Annotated in this window: 11 protein-coding genes and 4 pseudogenes; 8 read left to right on the top strand and 7 right to left on the bottom strand. The window is 55.1% G+C overall.

From position 1 onward, the window contains the following. Positions 1-222: 222 nt before the first annotated feature. Together K5R89_RS13710 and K5R89_RS13705 are read right to left on the bottom strand one after the other, a co-directional pair. Positions 223-591 carry a helix-turn-helix transcriptional regulator gene (locus tag K5R89_RS13710; RefSeq protein ID WP_048296437.1) on the bottom strand — a complete coding sequence of 123 codons (369 nt, stop codon included), beginning with the start codon at positions 589-591 and terminating at the stop codon, positions 223-225. A gap of 33 nt (positions 592-624) precedes the next feature. Beyond that, entirely contained in the window at positions 625-2385 is a 1761-nt protein-coding gene (locus K5R89_RS13705) for a tannase/feruloyl esterase family alpha/beta hydrolase (RefSeq protein WP_101989613.1), read from the bottom strand. A gap of 624 nt (positions 2386-3009) precedes the next feature. Here K5R89_RS13705 and bamA point away from each other — a divergent pair. Beyond that, a pseudogene (bamA, locus tag K5R89_RS13700) lies at positions 3010-5432 on the top strand (outer membrane protein assembly factor BamA). A 552-nt stretch (positions 5433-5984) separates the two neighbouring features. After that, the gene (iraM, locus tag K5R89_RS13695; RefSeq protein ID WP_023291644.1) at positions 5985-6338 is read left to right on the top strand and encodes an anti-adapter protein IraM; all 354 of its coding nucleotides are present in this window, start codon (positions 5985-5987) and stop codon (positions 6336-6338) included. Positions 6339-6365: 27 nt separating this feature from the next. Here the strand turns inward: iraM and K5R89_RS13690 are convergent. Both K5R89_RS13690 and K5R89_RS13685 read right to left on the bottom strand, forming a co-directional pair. Continuing rightward, positions 6366-6623: pseudogene (locus K5R89_RS13690) on the bottom strand (inositol monophosphatase); the annotation flags it as partial. A 9-nt stretch (positions 6624-6632) separates the two neighbouring features. Beyond that, positions 6633-6737: pseudogene (locus K5R89_RS13685) on the bottom strand (LacI family transcriptional regulator); the annotation flags it as partial. On the opposite strand from K5R89_RS13685, the pseudogene K5R89_RS13680 reads away from it, so the two are divergent. After that, positions 6737-6976 (top strand): annotated as a pseudogene (locus K5R89_RS13680) (ABC transporter permease); the annotation flags it as partial. The pseudogenes K5R89_RS13685 and K5R89_RS13680 sit on opposite strands and share 1 nt — an antisense overlap. 46 nt (positions 6977-7022) lie before the next feature. On the opposite strand, the gene K5R89_RS13675 reads toward K5R89_RS13680, so the two are convergent. After that, entirely contained in the window at positions 7023-7304 is a 282-nt protein-coding gene (locus K5R89_RS13675; RefSeq protein WP_002885064.1) for a YjcB family protein, read from the bottom strand. Between the two features lie 508 nt (positions 7305-7812). Here K5R89_RS13675 and K5R89_RS13670 point away from each other — a divergent pair. Continuing rightward, positions 7813-9417, top strand: coding sequence for an EAL domain-containing protein (locus K5R89_RS13670; protein ID WP_023291645.1), 1605 nt, complete (start codon positions 7813-7815; stop codon positions 9415-9417). Here the strand turns inward: K5R89_RS13670 and soxS are convergent. After that, positions 9402-9731, bottom strand: a complete 330-nt coding sequence (gene soxS, locus K5R89_RS13665) for a superoxide response transcriptional regulator SoxS (protein WP_004206330.1) — start codon at positions 9729-9731, stop codon at positions 9402-9404. The two genes, K5R89_RS13670 and soxS, sit on opposite strands and share 16 nt — an antisense overlap. Positions 9732-9815: 84 nt before the next feature. Between soxS and soxR the strand changes: the two genes are divergently transcribed. From soxR to K5R89_RS13645, 4 genes are all read left to right on the top strand, one after another. Next, positions 9816-10274 carry a redox-sensitive transcriptional activator SoxR gene (soxR, locus tag K5R89_RS13660; RefSeq protein WP_004206331.1) on the top strand — a complete coding sequence of 153 codons (459 nt, stop codon included), beginning with the start codon at positions 9816-9818 and terminating at the stop codon, positions 10272-10274. A gap of 259 nt (positions 10275-10533) precedes the next feature. Then, a complete protein-coding gene (locus K5R89_RS13655; protein WP_023291647.1) occupies positions 10534-11202 on the top strand; it encodes a glutathione S-transferase family protein in 669 nt (222 codons plus the stop codon). Between the two features lie 390 nt (positions 11203-11592). Beyond that, positions 11593-12942, top strand: coding sequence for an NCS2 family permease (locus K5R89_RS13650; RefSeq protein WP_004206333.1), 1350 nt, complete (start codon positions 11593-11595; stop codon positions 12940-12942). Between the two features lie 147 nt (positions 12943-13089). Further along, positions 13090-14736 carry a Na+/H+ antiporter gene (locus K5R89_RS13645; RefSeq protein ID WP_004206334.1) on the top strand — a complete coding sequence of 549 codons (1647 nt, stop codon included), beginning with the start codon at positions 13090-13092 and terminating at the stop codon, positions 14734-14736. A gap of 135 nt (positions 14737-14871) precedes the next feature. On the opposite strand, the gene K5R89_RS13640 is transcribed toward K5R89_RS13645, so the two are convergent. Further along, positions 14872-15753: a LysR family transcriptional regulator gene (locus K5R89_RS13640; RefSeq protein WP_017900105.1), complete on the bottom strand. Its 882-nt coding sequence runs from the start codon at positions 15751-15753 to the stop codon at positions 14872-14874. Positions 15754-15844 lie beyond the last annotated feature (91 nt).

Here is a 15844-nt window from a genome sequence, read left to right as displayed (position 1 = left end):
TTTTATTTCAGATAAAAGTGGTGGAAGCGGTTATAAATGGTGACAAAATCTTCACGCCCTCTACATTATTAGCTCAAAATATCCTTTTATACTGATTTCCGTCGCGCAAGGTCGTTGATCCCGACCGGACTCGATAATAGCATCCTGCTATTTCCCTTCTGCAATACCCCCCTGTCCCCCTTCCATTCCCAACCGCAGCGATGCGGAGGAGGGGGACCTTCCTTATTTTTGTCGCGTGACCCGGTGACGATATTGGGTGGGTGTGAGCGCATGATATTTTTTGAAGGTACGATTAAACGCACTGAGATCGTCATAACCAACCATAATACAAATATCGACAATACGGTAACCAGGCGTCGTCAGCAATAAACGGCGACAGAGCGACATACGCTGTTGACGGATATATTCCATCGGCGAACGATCAAAATAATAACGGAAGAGCCGAAATAGATGCCAGGGAGAATAACCAGAGATATCGCTCAGATCATCGACGGTTAGTTTCTTATCCAGATTATTATCGATCCAAAGGATCAGGTCGTTTAGTACCGATTGCTGGAGCGTTTTGCTACGCATGATTGAGGCCAATCCCAAAAACGAATGGCTCCTCAATGAGGAGCCCCGGGTTTATTGAACGGTGAGCTCGCCACGGCGAACCTGATAATTTTTTTGGTTATCAGGGCCAATATAGTCGCTGGCGGGTTTTGCCACCTGCAGATGACCAAACGCGGTTGATTGCTCTGCATGATAATTTTCGCCGTCATTCACGTCGCCGCTCCCGTTATAACGGGCAATAGCTGGGAAGGGATACACCGGACGCGTTGCGATAACGGCTGGAGTGGCGTCAGCGTAAGGCTGACTGATTTTCTGCACGCCGTGAAACTGCGTTTGCGCATCTGGTTTTTCTGTCATCGGCGGCAGCTTGGCGGCGGCTGACGCCCGTTTTCCGGCCATAAGCTCTTGCGGCGCGATGCCTTCCTCGGTCCAGCGCATCAGCGGGGTAAGGAGATCAATTTGATCGTAACCTTCGCCATTACCGCAATGTGCTACCCCAGGCAGCAGGAATAACCGCAGGAAGGTATCCGTTGCGGCATGGCCCATCTCTGCTTCTACGCCGCGGTAATAGGCGATAGAAAAGGCTGGGCTGACGGAGTCATCGGCCAGACCGTGCCACAGGATAAACTTGCCGCCGCGCTGTTGATAGGCATGAAGATTGGTATTTGCCGCGTTATAGAGCGGTGCCAGTTGAGCGACGGCGTCAAAATTCTGCTGATTAAGTGGGAAATCCCGCATCGAATGGATCTTCTGTTTTCCTCCCGGCAGGAGCACGGATTGCAGAGCCGGTAGTACCATCATTTCCGACATTGAGTGGCCGGTCGGCATCTCCGGCACCGGCCAGCGTAGCTCGGAGCCCAGCGGAAGACCGCCAGCGACGAACTGGGCGCTGTGGCTGTCGTAAGCGCCGCGGTAGAGCTTTTTCACTACCTCAATCTCTTCCTGTGTCAGGCAGGCGGAACGGTCCTGAGCGTTGGCAGGACAGCGGGGGAGCCAAGTCTCAGAGAACTGACAGGCATACGGGTTTTGCAGGATGCCGTCCTGCACGCCGGAAAGCGTCGGGCAGTGAGCCAGTATGGCCTGGTGAATCAAAGGTAAGCGATCTTTCAACAAGACAGCGGTACCGTCGGGACGCTGATTGGCGGCCACATTCCAGCCGTGGAAGAAGGAATTCTGAAACTGGAAAAAGGCCGCAGGCGCGCCAGCGCTGATACCGTCAAAATCCTGCGGAAAGCGCTGTGCTTCCATCAATGCTTCGCGACCGCCGTCTGAGCAGCCCATAAAGTACGCGTATTTTGGCGGCTGGCGGTAAAGCATCTGAATCACCGCTTTGGTCAGCACTGCGGTCAGGTGGTTGGCGCGCCAGGCAAAATCGATGCGCTTTTGCGGATCCTCGGCCCATGAAGCATCCATCATACTGCCATGGTGCCCCATATCGGTTGCTGCCACCACGAACTCGCCGTTCATTGCCGGCAGGCAGCCGCTGGCATTCGACAGACTCAGGTTAATGCTCCCGCACAGTCCGCCGCAGCCGACCTGCAAGAAACGTTGACTCCAGCGCTGGGTCGGCAGGGCAATCTGCACGCCAATCTGGGGGGCGATAGTGGCGCTCACCTTGCACCAGCTTCCCTGCGCGGAGGTTTGCATTTCAGTGTGGTTGATAGTGACCTTTGCGCCAACGGCGGCGCTGAAGTCGGTAGCGCTCAGCGTATCGCATGTCAGCGCGGGGAGAACAATCTGCAGACTGGAGGCAGCCTGCGCCGGCGAAGCGAACGGTAACCCAAAGAGGGTGCAGATAATGATGGGTAAGATCGTTTTAAGTAAGCGTGACATACGCAATTCCCTGTGATTGATGATGGGAGGCGGCAGGATGGTGAATCCTATGCCTCACCTTCCCTGGCGAGGCGCCACTGCTTGGCTATTGTAGATAACGATAGACTTTCCTTGATGCCTTGATAAGGCGTCCCTACTGTATTCTGCTATTTTGAGGAAAATATGGAGATTTTCTCCATTGTCATCTGGCGGTAAATACATGAAAGAATGTTGTGATGTCGATTGCATAATTTATTCAATTTCTCTTCATTATATCTGCTGGCTTTAAGAATATGATTGTGCCCGTTCCTGGTGATTCCAGAGAACAACATTCCTAACGAGATCCTTCCCCCTTTCCATTAGCAAGAAAGGGGGCTTTTTCAATAAAAACCGTTCAGGCAAATCTAAATATAGCTCTGGTGTTGGCCATTAGAACCACGGAGTTCAGGAAAAGTTCCATCCTTAAATATATTTTTAAAGATGATTTAACATCCTTTTTTTCTCCATTTTGTCGCCATAATTGCATGTAATTCTGCGTCTCGCTCAGGTTAATTCTGTCGCATATCTTAGATACGCAATCTGAACAAATAAGCTCAACGCCAGCAGATAACTGCTATTGCTCATTATCTCGTAGACGACACATTCATGTTAAAAAAGACTCATATCATCAGCGGATTATTGATTACCCCTTTAACGTTGTACGCCGCAACATCATATCAAGTTGATGATATCCGTTTTGAAGGGCTGCAGCGCGTGACCGTCGGGGCGGCGCTATTAAGTATGCCGTTGCACGCGGGAGAAACGGTGACGCCAGAGGAAGTCAGCGAGGCGGTGCGCGCGCTGTATGCGAGCGGCAATTTCGAGAATGTGCAGATCCTGCGCGATGGGAAAACGCTGGTGGTGCAGGTTAAGGAGAGGCCCACTATTGCCAGCATCAGTTTTTCCGGGAATAAGTCGGTGAAGGATGATGCGTTAAAGGAGAATCTCACCGCGACAGGTATTTTTGCAGGTAGCGCACTGGATAGAAATTCGCTCAGCGAAATAGAAAAGGGGTTGCAGGATTTCTATTACAGCGCGGGAAAATACAGTGCGCAGGTTCACGCTGTGGTGACCCCGTTACCGCGTAATCGCGTTGACTTAACGTTCGTCTTTCAGGAAGGCGTATCGGCGAAAATCGCACAAATAAACATTATCGGTAATCAGGCGTTTCGAGAAGAGACGCTCCTGGACCAGCTTCAGCTACGCGATAATGTGCCGTGGTGGAACGTGGTAGCGGATAAAAAATACCAGAAACAGAAGCTGGAAGCCGATCTGGAAACGCTGCGCAGTTTTTATCTCGATCGCGGCTATGCGCGCTTTGCTATCCAGTCCACGCAGGTCAGTATGACGCCAGATAAAAAATCCCTGTATATCACCATCACCCTCAATGAAGGCGAACGTTATCGGGTCGACCGAACTCAGGTGACAGGCGACCTGGCGCAGCATGGACCGGAGATCGAGGCCCTTGCCCAGCCGCTGGCGGGGGCATGGTATAGCGGGGCGCAAGTCACCACGATTGAAAATGAGATCAAAAAGCGTTTCGGCAAGTATGGTTATGCCTGGCCGCAAGTGACGACCACGCCGGAAATCGATGATGCGCATCACCGTATGACGCTGCATATTCAGGTCGACGCGGGTCGCCGCTACTCGGTACGCCAGATCCGCTTTTCCGGTAACGACACCTCCCGGGACGCGGTGCTGCGCCGTGAAATGCGTCAAATGGAAGGGGCGTGGCTCAACAACGAAAAAGTCGAGCAAGGGAAAGTACGTCTTGACCGAACGGGTTTTTTTGAGAACGTTGAACAGCAGATCGTTCCGGTTAGTGGGACGGCGGATCAGGTCGATGTGGTCTACAAGGTGAAGGAGCGCAACACCGGCTCATTTAACGTGGGCCTGGGATTTGGAACGGACAGCGGCGTGAGCTATCAGCTTGGCGTGACTCAGGATAACTGGCTGGGAACGGGCAACAGCGTTAGCTTCAACGGGACGCGCAACAGCTATCAGTCTTATCTTGAACTGGGGGCGACGAATCCGTGGTTTACCGTCGATGGCATTAGCCTGGGCGGAAAGATTTTTTATAACAGCTATGATGCTTCCGATGCGGACGCCGGGAGCTATAACCAGCAGAGCTACGGCTTAGGCAGTACGCTGGGGTTTCCAATTAGCGAAAATAACTCCCTGAACCTGGGACTGGATTATGTTCATAATCGGCTGACTAATATGGATCCGGAGCTGTCGACCTGGCGCTACCTCAGCTCTCGCGGAATCGAGCCCAGCGTGGTGACGAAAGATGGCGACAGCGGCGCGAAATATAGCGCCAACGATTATTTTGTGAGTATTGGATGGGGTTACAACGACTCGACCGCGGCTTTTTCCCGCGAGCGGGAAACAAAAGCAGCCTTAGCGGAAAACTGACCCTCCCCGGCTCGGATAACAGTTATTACAAACTCTCCTTTGACACTGCCCAGTATCTGCCACTGAACGAGAATAAGCGCTGGATCTGGATGGAACGCCTGCGTGCAGGCTATGCCGGCGGGTTAGACGGCAAAAGTGTGCCGTTCTACGATAACTTTTACGCTGGCGGTTCGTCGACAGTGCGCGGCTTCTCATCTAACACCATCGGGCCTAAAGCGGCCTATTACCGTTGTAACGGCAGCGAAAGCAGCTATAGCGCCTGCCCGCTGGACTCCTCATCTGATGCGGTCGGCGGGAATGCCATGGCGGTGCTGAACAGCGAATTTATCATTCCAACCCCCTTTGTGAATGACAAATATGCCGATAGTCTGCGAACCTCGCTGTTTGTTGATGCGGGGACGGTCTGGAGCACCTCCTGGCAAAACACCGCGCAGACGCAGGCGGCAGGGATCCCTGACTACGGCGATCCGAGTCATATTCGTCTCTCCGCTGGGATTGCCGTGCAGTGGATGTCTCCTCTCGGTCCACTGGTCTTCTCATGGGCAGAGCCATTTAAAAAGTATGATGGCGATAAAGCAGAGCAGTTTCAGTTTAATATCGGCAAAACCTGGTAAGGCCCCAGCGGGGCTTATTAGACCGGTGTGGCAATATTCTGTAGACGGTACCCCGACATACGGATTGAGCTAAATAAGATCAATCGCCATGGCGATATTATCGCTAAGATATTCGCTATGGCGGTATACCAAAGACATTTACCCGAGCGCGGCCTGATGGCTGCGCGGGTCTGTTGTCGTACGCCGAGGCAACCGCGCAATAAATAGCTGGCTGCCGTCGTCCTCTCTGCCGGCGGAAGCTTTGGCGACGCTCAGCGCCACATCGTCTGATACGAATGGATGAAGGCTCATCCAAAGGGACTAATACATATTGTCAATTATTTTTATTTAATCTTATTTTTTATTGTATTTTCTTTTTTTAGGTTGATTTGTTTCTGTTTTTATAGGGTCTAATCATTAATCTCTCGACGAAAAGTAAACGTTACTAATAATGGAGTGTGTTGTTAGGAATTGTCTTAAGTCACATAATTGTCAGGGATGCTTGCAGTTTATATTAATGAATGCTATCACTATATACGGTAACAATTTGTAGCATTTATATAAGGAAGGAATATGAAATGGACTATTCTTAATACCCTGATCTGCCCGCAATCCGGCATCGCCTTTTCGGCGATATCCAGCCTGCGTTTCTTAAAATTTATTATGTGGTACGAGGCCGATGTGATCCTGCTGCCCGGCGAGACAATGAAGCTCTATTCCTCAAGAGTTTTAATTAATGACCAGTATCATTCATTAAAAATCTACAATATTGCGGTGTACGACGAGGCGCAGTGGGAAATATTACGCGAGCGGCCATCGTGCCCGTACCATGCCGGCGGCGAGCGGTCTGACTCCTGTTTTTACCAGTCCTTTTGCGCGATTAAGCGCTGCCCGAATAATATTCCCCGCAGCGAAACCTGGCGTTAGTCAGGCCACGCCGGGGGCGGTGTGGCGTCATTTCTCCAGCAGGGCGGCCAGTCGTAGCTGGACGCCTGCGCAGCCGGCCAGCACGCGGTTACCTCGCCGCAGCCCCTCATTGGCGAGAAACGCATTGCACGTTCCGCCCGCCTCCTCAATCAACAGCATGCCTGCCAGCGCGTCCCAGCTGTTCATATGCGCTTCATAATAGGCATGGAGTTGGCCGGCGGCGACATGCGCCAGCATCAGGGCGCCCGCGCCGAAGCGGCGATATTCCAGGCCGGCGTCGAGCAGGGGGGTGATGGCCCAGGTGGAAGGGAGAGTATTGAGCCAGCCGCTGCGCAACAGCTGGTTAGCGGCCAGTTCGGCGCCGGCGGCGTTATCAGAGCAGACATAATCCACCCCGGGGGATCGTTGCCGCCAGCATCTTTGTTTTTCTGGAGTCGCTGGATGAGTTTACCGGCACCTTTTTCGTCGGGGCACCGGATGTCACTACGCTACCGCTGCTGCTCAATAACGCCAGCATGTCGGGTAACTATCAGGTCTCGTCGATTACCGCGCTGATTTTGCTGGCGCCATCGCTGCTCTTTATGGTGGTGATCCATAAATTTATGCGTCCGGAGATGATGGCGAAGCTGGGGAAATAAGGGCTGCAGAAAACGAAAAAGCTTCCCGGTGGGAAGCTTTTTAACCTCAGGTCATCATCATTGGCCATTCTGGCGGTGTCTGACTCATGACTTCAATCATCACATCTTTGATATTGCCCCAGATTTTGGCAATATCGAGCAGGGTGATGCCGAGCAAACCGGTGGCGAACCAGCAGGCGGCGGCAAGGCCGAGGCAGCTGCAGATCACCGCCAGACCGGCATAATCGCTTTTGCGAAGTTGGATATTCAGTGAACTGGCAAGAAACATCAGTACCGCGCTCACCAGGGGCCAGCGCAACAACACAACACTGGTAGTAATGGAAGCCATTAACCTGTCCTCAAAGAAAGTCGGGGAGCCATGCACGACCTGGCGCGACTGACGATGGCATAGCGCTCTGGTCTCAACTGGCGTACTAGAGAGTGATGAAACGCCATTTCTGTTTCATCAACTTGTGTGAACTATATCACACTTGGCGCTTTATTCACCAGTCAAAAAATGAGCTTTCGCTGCGCTTAATAACGCTGCTATTTATGTGGATATTAGTAAGTAACCCCTGATGATCTTATTTTCATTCTCTTGCTAATGATTATTATTCTGCGGGTTTTATTACTTGTTCTTGTTTAATACACGGAGAAACCGAGTCAGAAGCGCGTCTATTCTTAATCTTGGCGGAATATCTTCCGAATACCTGATAAATAAGTATTATTCTTCCCTGTCAGTGGTAAAGCTGACGCCCGTGAGGGCTGGCGGAAATCGGCTGATGTCTATCGCAGTCGCGATTGCTAACGTGTTTGGGCTACCTTAATTAAGGCATATCGCATGGATGTAAGCGTAAATGGGTGACAGTACGCCGCATAAGGCGCTAAGGCTCATCGGAACGGGTTTGGTTATTTTATTGCCAGTGGTACTGGCATTGTGGTTTGCCCAACTGCGGGCAAAAGCCGAAACCATTGATCAATTACACTCATTTTCGCAGCTGGCGCTGCAAAAAACGGAAATGGTCATCCGCGAAGCGGATCAGGCACGGGCGAAAGCCAGCCAGTATCGCGGGGAGCTGTGCTCAGCGGACCATCAGCGTTATTTATTGCATATCGTTCGCGGCCTGCTGTATGTGGAAGATCTGATCTACGCTAACGGCCAGCGCTTTATCTGTTCAACGTCCGTTCATCAGCAAACCGGCTGGCGGATGCCGGCGGCCAATTACACCAAAAAGCCGGATGTCGCGATTTACTATTACCGGGACACGCCGTTTTATCCCGGCTTTGCTATGAATTATATGCAGAAGGGGCCCTATGTGGTGGTGGTCAATCCCTTCTCGTTCAGCTCAGTGATCGCCAGCGATCGCGATTTAGCCTATGGCGTGTTCGATACCAAAACCAACCTCTTTTTCTCGGTTAGTAACAATGTCGAGCCCGCGGAGCTCCATGCGTTAATTCGCGAAGGCGATACCTTTTTTAATCAGAATGGCCGGGTGTATACGATAGCCCGCTCCGCTATCCGGCCGATCGCCGTCATTATGTCCACCTCGCGGGCCAGCTATTATCACAACTTTTGTGACCAGGCCAGCCTGACGCTGCCGCTGGGGATCATCTGCAGTATTTTACTGGTGCTGGTGTGGTCGCGTACCCGCCGTCAGTATCACTCGCCGCGCAATATGCTGCAGCGGGCTCTGAGCTGCCGCCAGCTGCGCCTGCACTACCAGCCGATTATCGATATTAAAAATAACCGCTGCGTCGGGGCGGAAGCGCTGCTGCGCTGGCCAGGGTTTGACGGTCCGGTGATGAACCCGGCGGAGTTTATTCCGCTGGCGGAAAATGAAGGCATGATTGCCCAGGTGACGGACTACGTGGTGGATGAGCTGTTTTACGAAATGGGAGAGTTTCTTGCCAGCCATCCGCAGCTGTACGTGGCGATCAATCTCTCTGCGTCGGACTTCCACTCGGCGCGGCTGATTTCACAGATCAGTGAGAAAGCGCGCAGCTATGCGGTCTGTATCGGGCAGATCAAAATCGAAGTAACCGAGCGGGGGTTTATCGACGTACCGAAGACCACGCCGGTGATTCAGGCGTTCCGCGAAGCGGGCTATGAAATTGCCATCGATGATTTCGGTACCGGCTATTCGAATCTGCATAATCTGCACGCCCTGAACGTCGATATCCTTAAAATCGATAAAACCTTCGTTGATACGCTGACCACCAACAACACCAGCCACCTGATTGCCGAACACATCATCGAGATGGCGCGCGGGTTACGTCTAAAGACTATCGCGGAAGGCGTGGAGACGCCTGAGCAGGTAAGCTGGCTCTACAAGCGCGGCGTGCAGTATTGCCAGGGCTGGCTGTTTGCGAAAGCGATGCCGGCGCGGGAGTTTATGCAGTGGTTAGCCAATGCGCCCGCGCCCGTGAACGTGCCTCAGCCGTCGCGTCACGCGGAGATCTGATGGCGGTAGTCGCTGGGGGTGCGGTCGAACTCCCGGCGGAAGACCCGCGAGAAGGTTTGCTGCGAGACGTAGCCCAGATCCATGGCGATATCAAAGATCGGCCGCTGGGTGGTTCGCAACGCCTCCGCCGCCAGCAGCAGACGGCGCTGACGAATATAATCCCCCAGCGTCTGATGCATCACGGTGCGGAACATCCGCTGCAGGTACCACTTCGAGTATCCTGACTTTTTGGCGACTACATCAATGTTAAGTGGTTGATCGATATGTTCATCAATCCATTCAATCAGTGTTTGAATAATATCCTGATGGGACATAAAGCGGCCTCTCTCAATTCTCGATTCGTCGTTTTGTCTGCGGGCGAGTATAATTCCTCAAGTTAACTTGAGGTAAAGCGCTTTATGGAAAAGAAATCACCCCGCATCAAAATGCTGCTGACGCCCGGGGAAGTGGCAAAACGAACCGGCGTGGCGGTCTCGGCCCTCCATTTTTATGAGAGTAAAGGGCTGATCCACAGCCAGCGGAATGCCGGCAATCAGCGGCGCTACCGGCGCGATGTCCTGCGCGCGGTGGCGATTATCAAAATTGCGCAACGTATCGGCATCCCGCTGGCCACCATCGGCGACGCGTTTGGCGTGCTGCCGGAAGGGCACAATCTCAGCGCAAAAGAGTGGAAAATGCTGTCATCCCAGTGGCGCGAGGAGCTGGACCGGCGTATCCACACTCTGACGGCGCTGCGCGACCAGCTCGACGGCTGCATCGGCTGCGGCTGTTTATCGCGGCGCGACTGCCCGCTACGCAACCCGGGCGATAAGCTGGGGGAAGAGGGGACCGGCGCCCGGCTGCTGGAGGAGGAGTGATAAAACTAAAGCGCCACAACTGGGCGCTTTAGTTGTTTTCCGGTCTTGGTCTTTCGCATTATCTCGTTGGTTCACGAGAGGGTTTCCCCCGACGTCGACGTCCCTCAATATTGCGCAATCTGTTGATGGAGGTTCCGGTTTGCGTCGACACTTTAACTATGGCATCCGCCGCCGTTTTTTCCTCACTATTTTGCCGAAATTTTCCCGGCAATCCGCGCCTGTTCCTATAGTTAATTTGAACAAACCACGGGAGAGGCCCATGCTGACGGTACATCATCTTAATCAGTCACGATCGCAACGCGTACTGTGGGCGCTGGAGGAGCTACAGCTGCCTTATCAGATAGTCCGCTATCAGCGGGAAAAGTCGATGCTGGCGCCAGCGGCATTGAAGAAAATCCACCCGCTGGGGAAATCGCCAGTGCTGGAAGACAACGGCTATGTGCTGGCGGAGTCCGGCGCGATCCTTGAGTATTTGCAGGAGAGCTGGGACAGCGATGGGCTGCTGAAGCCACAGGGCGCGGATGACAAACTGCAGTACCGCTTCTGGCTGCACTATGCCGAAGGCTCGCTGATGCCGCTGCTGTTAATGAAGCTGGTGTTCGCCAGCCTCGGCAAACCCCCGGTGCCCTTTGGCGTCCGCTCGCTGGGCTCGCTGCTGGGCAAAGGTATCCAGAAAGCGTGGCTCGATCCTCAGCTGGCCACCCATGCGCGGTTCATTGACGACCATCTTGCCACGCGGCCATGGTTTGCCGGCGATCGGCTGAGCATGGCCGATATCCAGATGAGCTTCCCGGTGATGGCGCTGCTGGCCCGCGGCGGCATGCATGATCTTCGCCATATTGAGGCCTGGCGACAGCGGGTGGAGCAGCGCCCGGCCTGGCAGCGGGCTATCGAGCGCGGCGGCCCCTTCACCTTACCCGGCGCCTGAAGTATCAGCGGATCCGATGACGCGGCTAAATGAAAGCAACTCACTAAAAAATTGTTAGCGGATTGCGCATGGACGATAACGTTTGCGCATCGGCTGGTTATTTTCTGTTCGTCATAAGCGAAATTTAGCGAAATACGATAAACATCGGTTGAAAAGGGTTATCTAAAGGCCGGATAATCGTTTGCCTTTCTGTTTTACTCCCTCTTTTTTCTGCTAGCCGGGGGGAGTTGATAAGGTTGACACACCGTAGTGTATGCGCGGAGTTAAACGTTTGCTTTTTTGCGGCCCCCCTGGCGCTGCGATTCGGTACAAGGAGATCGCGTTTAACTGGCAGTGGAAGGTCCACCACGCATATCAACGAACAATAAAAATTTTCAGGGGAAGTTTTCTATGTCTACGCCTTCAGCGCGTACCGGCGGTTCATTAGACGCCTGGTTTAAAATTTCGGCGCGCGGTAGCACCGTGCGTCAGGAGATTGTTGCAGGTCTTACTACCTTTCTGGCAATGGTGTACTCCGTCATCGTGGTGCCGGGCATGCTCGGAAAAGCGGGCTTCCCGCCGGCCGCGGTGTTTGTTTCTACCTGTCTGGTGGCGGGCGTTGGCTCGCTGGCGATGGGATTATGGGCAAACCTGCCGATGGCCATCGGCTGCGCTATCTCGTTGACCGCTTTCACCGCCTTCAGCCTGGTGCTGGGGCAGCACATCAGTATTCCGGTGGCGCTCGGCGCGGTATTCCTGATGGGCGTCCTGTTTACGGTGATCTCGGCAACCGGCATCCGCAGCTGGATCTTGCGCAACCTGCCGCAGGGCGTGGCCCACGGTACCGGGATCGGGATCGGTCTGTTCCTGCTGCTGATTGCCGCCAATGGCGTTGGCCTGGTGATCAAAAACCCGCTGGACGGTCTGCCGGTGGCGTTGGGGAACTTTGACAGCTTCCCGGTGGTAATGTCGCTGATTGGCCTCGCGGTGATCATCGGTCTGGAAAAAATGAAGGTACCGGGCGGTATTCTGCTGACCATTATCGGCGTGTCGATTGTCGGCCTGATTTTCGATCCTAACGTCCATTTCTCCGGGATTTTCGCCATGCCATCCCTGAGCGATGACCAGGGCAACTCGCTGATTGGCAGTCTGGATATCGTCGGCGCGCTGAATCCGGTCGTGCTGCCCAGCGTACTGGCCCTGGTGATGACGGCGGTCTTTGACGCCACCGGCACCATCCGCGCGGTGGCCGGTCAGGCGAACCTGCTGGACAAAGACGGACAGATCATCAACGGCGGTAAAGCGCTGACCACCGACTCCCTGAGCAGCGTCTTCTCTGGCTTAGTCGGGGCGGCGCCGGCGGCGGTGTATATCGAATCGGCGGCGGGTACGGCAGCCGGCGGTAAAACCGGCCTGACCGCGGTGACGGTAGGGGTCCTGTTCCTGCTGATCCTGTTCCTCTCTCCGCTCTCTTATCTGGTGCCGGCCTACGCGACCGCGCCGGCGCTGATGTACGTCGGCCTGCTGATGCTGAGCAACGTGGCGAAGATCGATTTCAATGACTTCGTTGACGCCATGGCTGGCCTGATCACCGCGGTGTTTATCGTGCTGACCTGCAACATCGTGACCGGCATCATGATCGGTTTCGCGACCCTGGTGATCGGCCGTCTGGTCTCCGGCGAGTGGCGTAAGCTGAACCTCGGCACGGTGATTATCGCGGTGGCGCTGGTGGTGTTCTACGCCGGCGGGTGGGCGATTTAAACCCTTTGTGCTCCTCACGGGCGGCTCAGGCCGCCCGTTTTATTTTTAAGCCACATCCTGTTTCCATTTGCGTTAATCTGGGTAGCGTATGATTCAAAGGCAAGACGCCTCACAGGTATAAAAGAAAACGCAGCAAACAGGGAACACATGGAAATATTCTTTACCATCCTCATCATGACCCTTGTGGTCTCACTCTCCGGGGTAGTGACGCGCGTACTGCCCTTTCAGGTTCCACTCCCACTGATGCAAATCGCCATTGGCGCGCTTCTGGCGTGGCCGACCTTTGGTTTGCATGTTGAATTTGATCCAGAGCTGTTTCTGGTCCTGTTTATCCCGCCGCTGTTGTTCGCCGACGGCTGGAAAACGCCAACTCGCGAATTCATTGAGCACGGGCGCGAGATCCTCGGCCTGGCGCTGGCGCTGGTGGTCGTGACGGTGGTCGGCATCGGCTTTCTGATCTACTGGATTGTGCCGGGCATTCCGCTGATCCCGGCGTTCGCGCTGGCGGCCGTGCTGTCGCCGACCGATGCCGTGGCGCTTTCGGGTATCGTCGGGGAAGGGCGGATACCGAAAAAAATCATGGGTATTTTGCAGGGTGAGGCGCTGATGAACGACGCCTCCGGCCTGGTCTCGCTCAAGTTTGCCGTCGCGGTGGCGATGGGCACCATGGTCTTTACCGTCGGCGGCGCCACCGTCGAGTTTCTGAAAGTGGCGATTGGCGGCGTGCTGGCCGGGTTTGTGGTGAGCTGGTCGTATGGCCGCTCGATGCGCTTCCTCAGCCGCTGGGGCGGTGACGAGCCCGCCACGCAGATCGTCCTGCTGTTCCTGCTGCCGTTTGCCTCCTATCTGATTGCCGAACATATCGGCGTCTCCGGCATTCTGGCGGCGGTGGCGGCAGGGATGACCATCACCCGTTCCGGCGTGATGCGTACCGCGCCGCTGGCGATGCGCCTGCGCGCCAACAGCACCTGGGCGATGCTGGAGTTTGTCTTTAACGGCATGGTGTTTCTGCTGTTGGGCCTGCAGCTGCCGGATATCCTCTCCAGCTCGCTGGTGGCGGCGGAAGCCGACCCCAATGTCGAGACCTGGATGCTGTTTACCGACATCATCCTGATCTATGCCGCGCTGATGCTGGTGCGTTTTGGCTGGCTGTGGTCGATGCGTAAGCTTAGCCAGCGCTTCCTGAAGAAGAAACCGATGGAGTTTGGCTCCTGGACCACGCGCGAGCTGCTGATCTCCTCCGTTGCCGGGGTGCGCGGGGCGATTACCCTCGCCGGTGTGCTCTCTATTCCGCTGCTACTGCCGGACGGGAATGTCTTTCCGGCGCGCTATGAGCTGATTTTCCTCGCCGCCGGGGTGATCCTGTTCTCGTTGTTCGTTGGGGTGATTGCGCTGCCGATCCTGCTGCGCCACATTGAATCGAGCGATAATGTGCAGCAGCGGAAAGAGGAGCGTCTGGCGCGCGCGGCGACGGCGGACGTGGCGATTGTGGCGATCCAGAAGATGGAAGAGCGGCTGGCGGCGGATACTAAAGAGAATATCGATAACCAGCTGCTGACCGAAGTCAGTTCGCGGGTGATCGGTAACCTGCGCCGCCGCGCCGATGGTCGTAACGATGTGGAAACCTCGATGCTCGAAGAGAGCCTGGAGCGGCGCTTCCGCCTGGCGGCGCTGCGCTCTGAGCGCGGTGAGCTGTACCATCTGCGCGCCACCCGGCAGATCAGTAACGAGACGCTGCAGAAGCTGCTGCACGACCTCGACCTGCTGGAAGCGCTGTTGATCGAAGATCAGTGATCGTCAGACCCGGTGGCGTAGCGCCGCCGGGTGATCTCTCGTAACGCACGTGTGCCCGCGGGCAGCTGACGCCTTACCGGGCCGACAACCTCCGCGGTATCCACCCGATGCGCACCAGCCTGGCGCCGCCAGGCGTTATTCCAGCCAGAACGCTTTACTGCACGCCAGCCAGGCCTCAGCGCTACGCGACATATACACGCCTTCCCGCCAAATCATCCCCAGCTCCCAGCGCAGCTCGCTTTGCAATGGGATCCAGCAAAAATTCTGCGGGTCGAGACGCTGGCAAATCGGCTCCGGCAGGATCGCCACGCCAATGCCGGCCTGCACCATGGCGGCGAGAAAGTCCCACTGGCCGCTGCGCACGGCGATCCGCGGCTTCACGTCGTGCTCGCTAAACAGGCGCATCAGCTGCTGGCTGAGGGCAAATTCCTCGTTGTAGATAACCAGCGGATGCGCCGCCAGCTCCGCCGGCGAGAGCGACGTTTTGCCTTCCCACGCCGCGGTCCTGGGCGTCAGGACGCACAGTGGGTGGTTGAACAACGGCAGGGTGGTGAGGCTGCTACCCTCTTCGATCGGCAGGGCGGTCATCGCCATATCAAGTTCACCATTGCTGACCGCCTGCTGGACCGTCAGGCCGCCAAACTCGGCGATTTTCAGCTCGACGCCCGGGTAGCGCTGGCGGAAACGGCTGATCGGCTCCGCCATCAGCATCCCGACCATCGGCGGAATGCCAAGACGCAGCACCCCCTTATGCAGGTGATTGATATCGCTCAGCTCTGACTCCAGCTGGCTGAACTCGCCGAGGATCGCCTGGCCGCGTTCAAAAACCACGCGCCCGGTATCGGTAAGCAGCAGTTTGCGGCCGTCGCGGATCAACAGCGTGCAGTTCAGTTCATCTTCGAGATTTTTAAGCATCTTGCTGATGGTGGGCTGCGTGACAAACAGCTTTTCCGCCGCGCGAGTAAAACTCTGCTGACGAACCACTTCAACGAAATAGCGCAGCGTTCGGATATCCATAATTATTCCCTGAGACTATACCTGCGATGATTTTAATTCATTTCTGTCCGCGTCGGCGGCTCTCTATACTGCATGCCTGACTTCTTTTTTC

It is taken from the genome of Klebsiella sp. TF21-TM, from assembly GCF_019753495.1.
Classification (GTDB): domain Bacteria; phylum Pseudomonadota; class Gammaproteobacteria; order Enterobacterales; family Enterobacteriaceae; genus Klebsiella; species Klebsiella quasipneumoniae.
The sequence above is the reverse complement of the archived record's forward strand: the minus strand, read 5'-3'. Positions and strand labels throughout refer to the sequence as shown.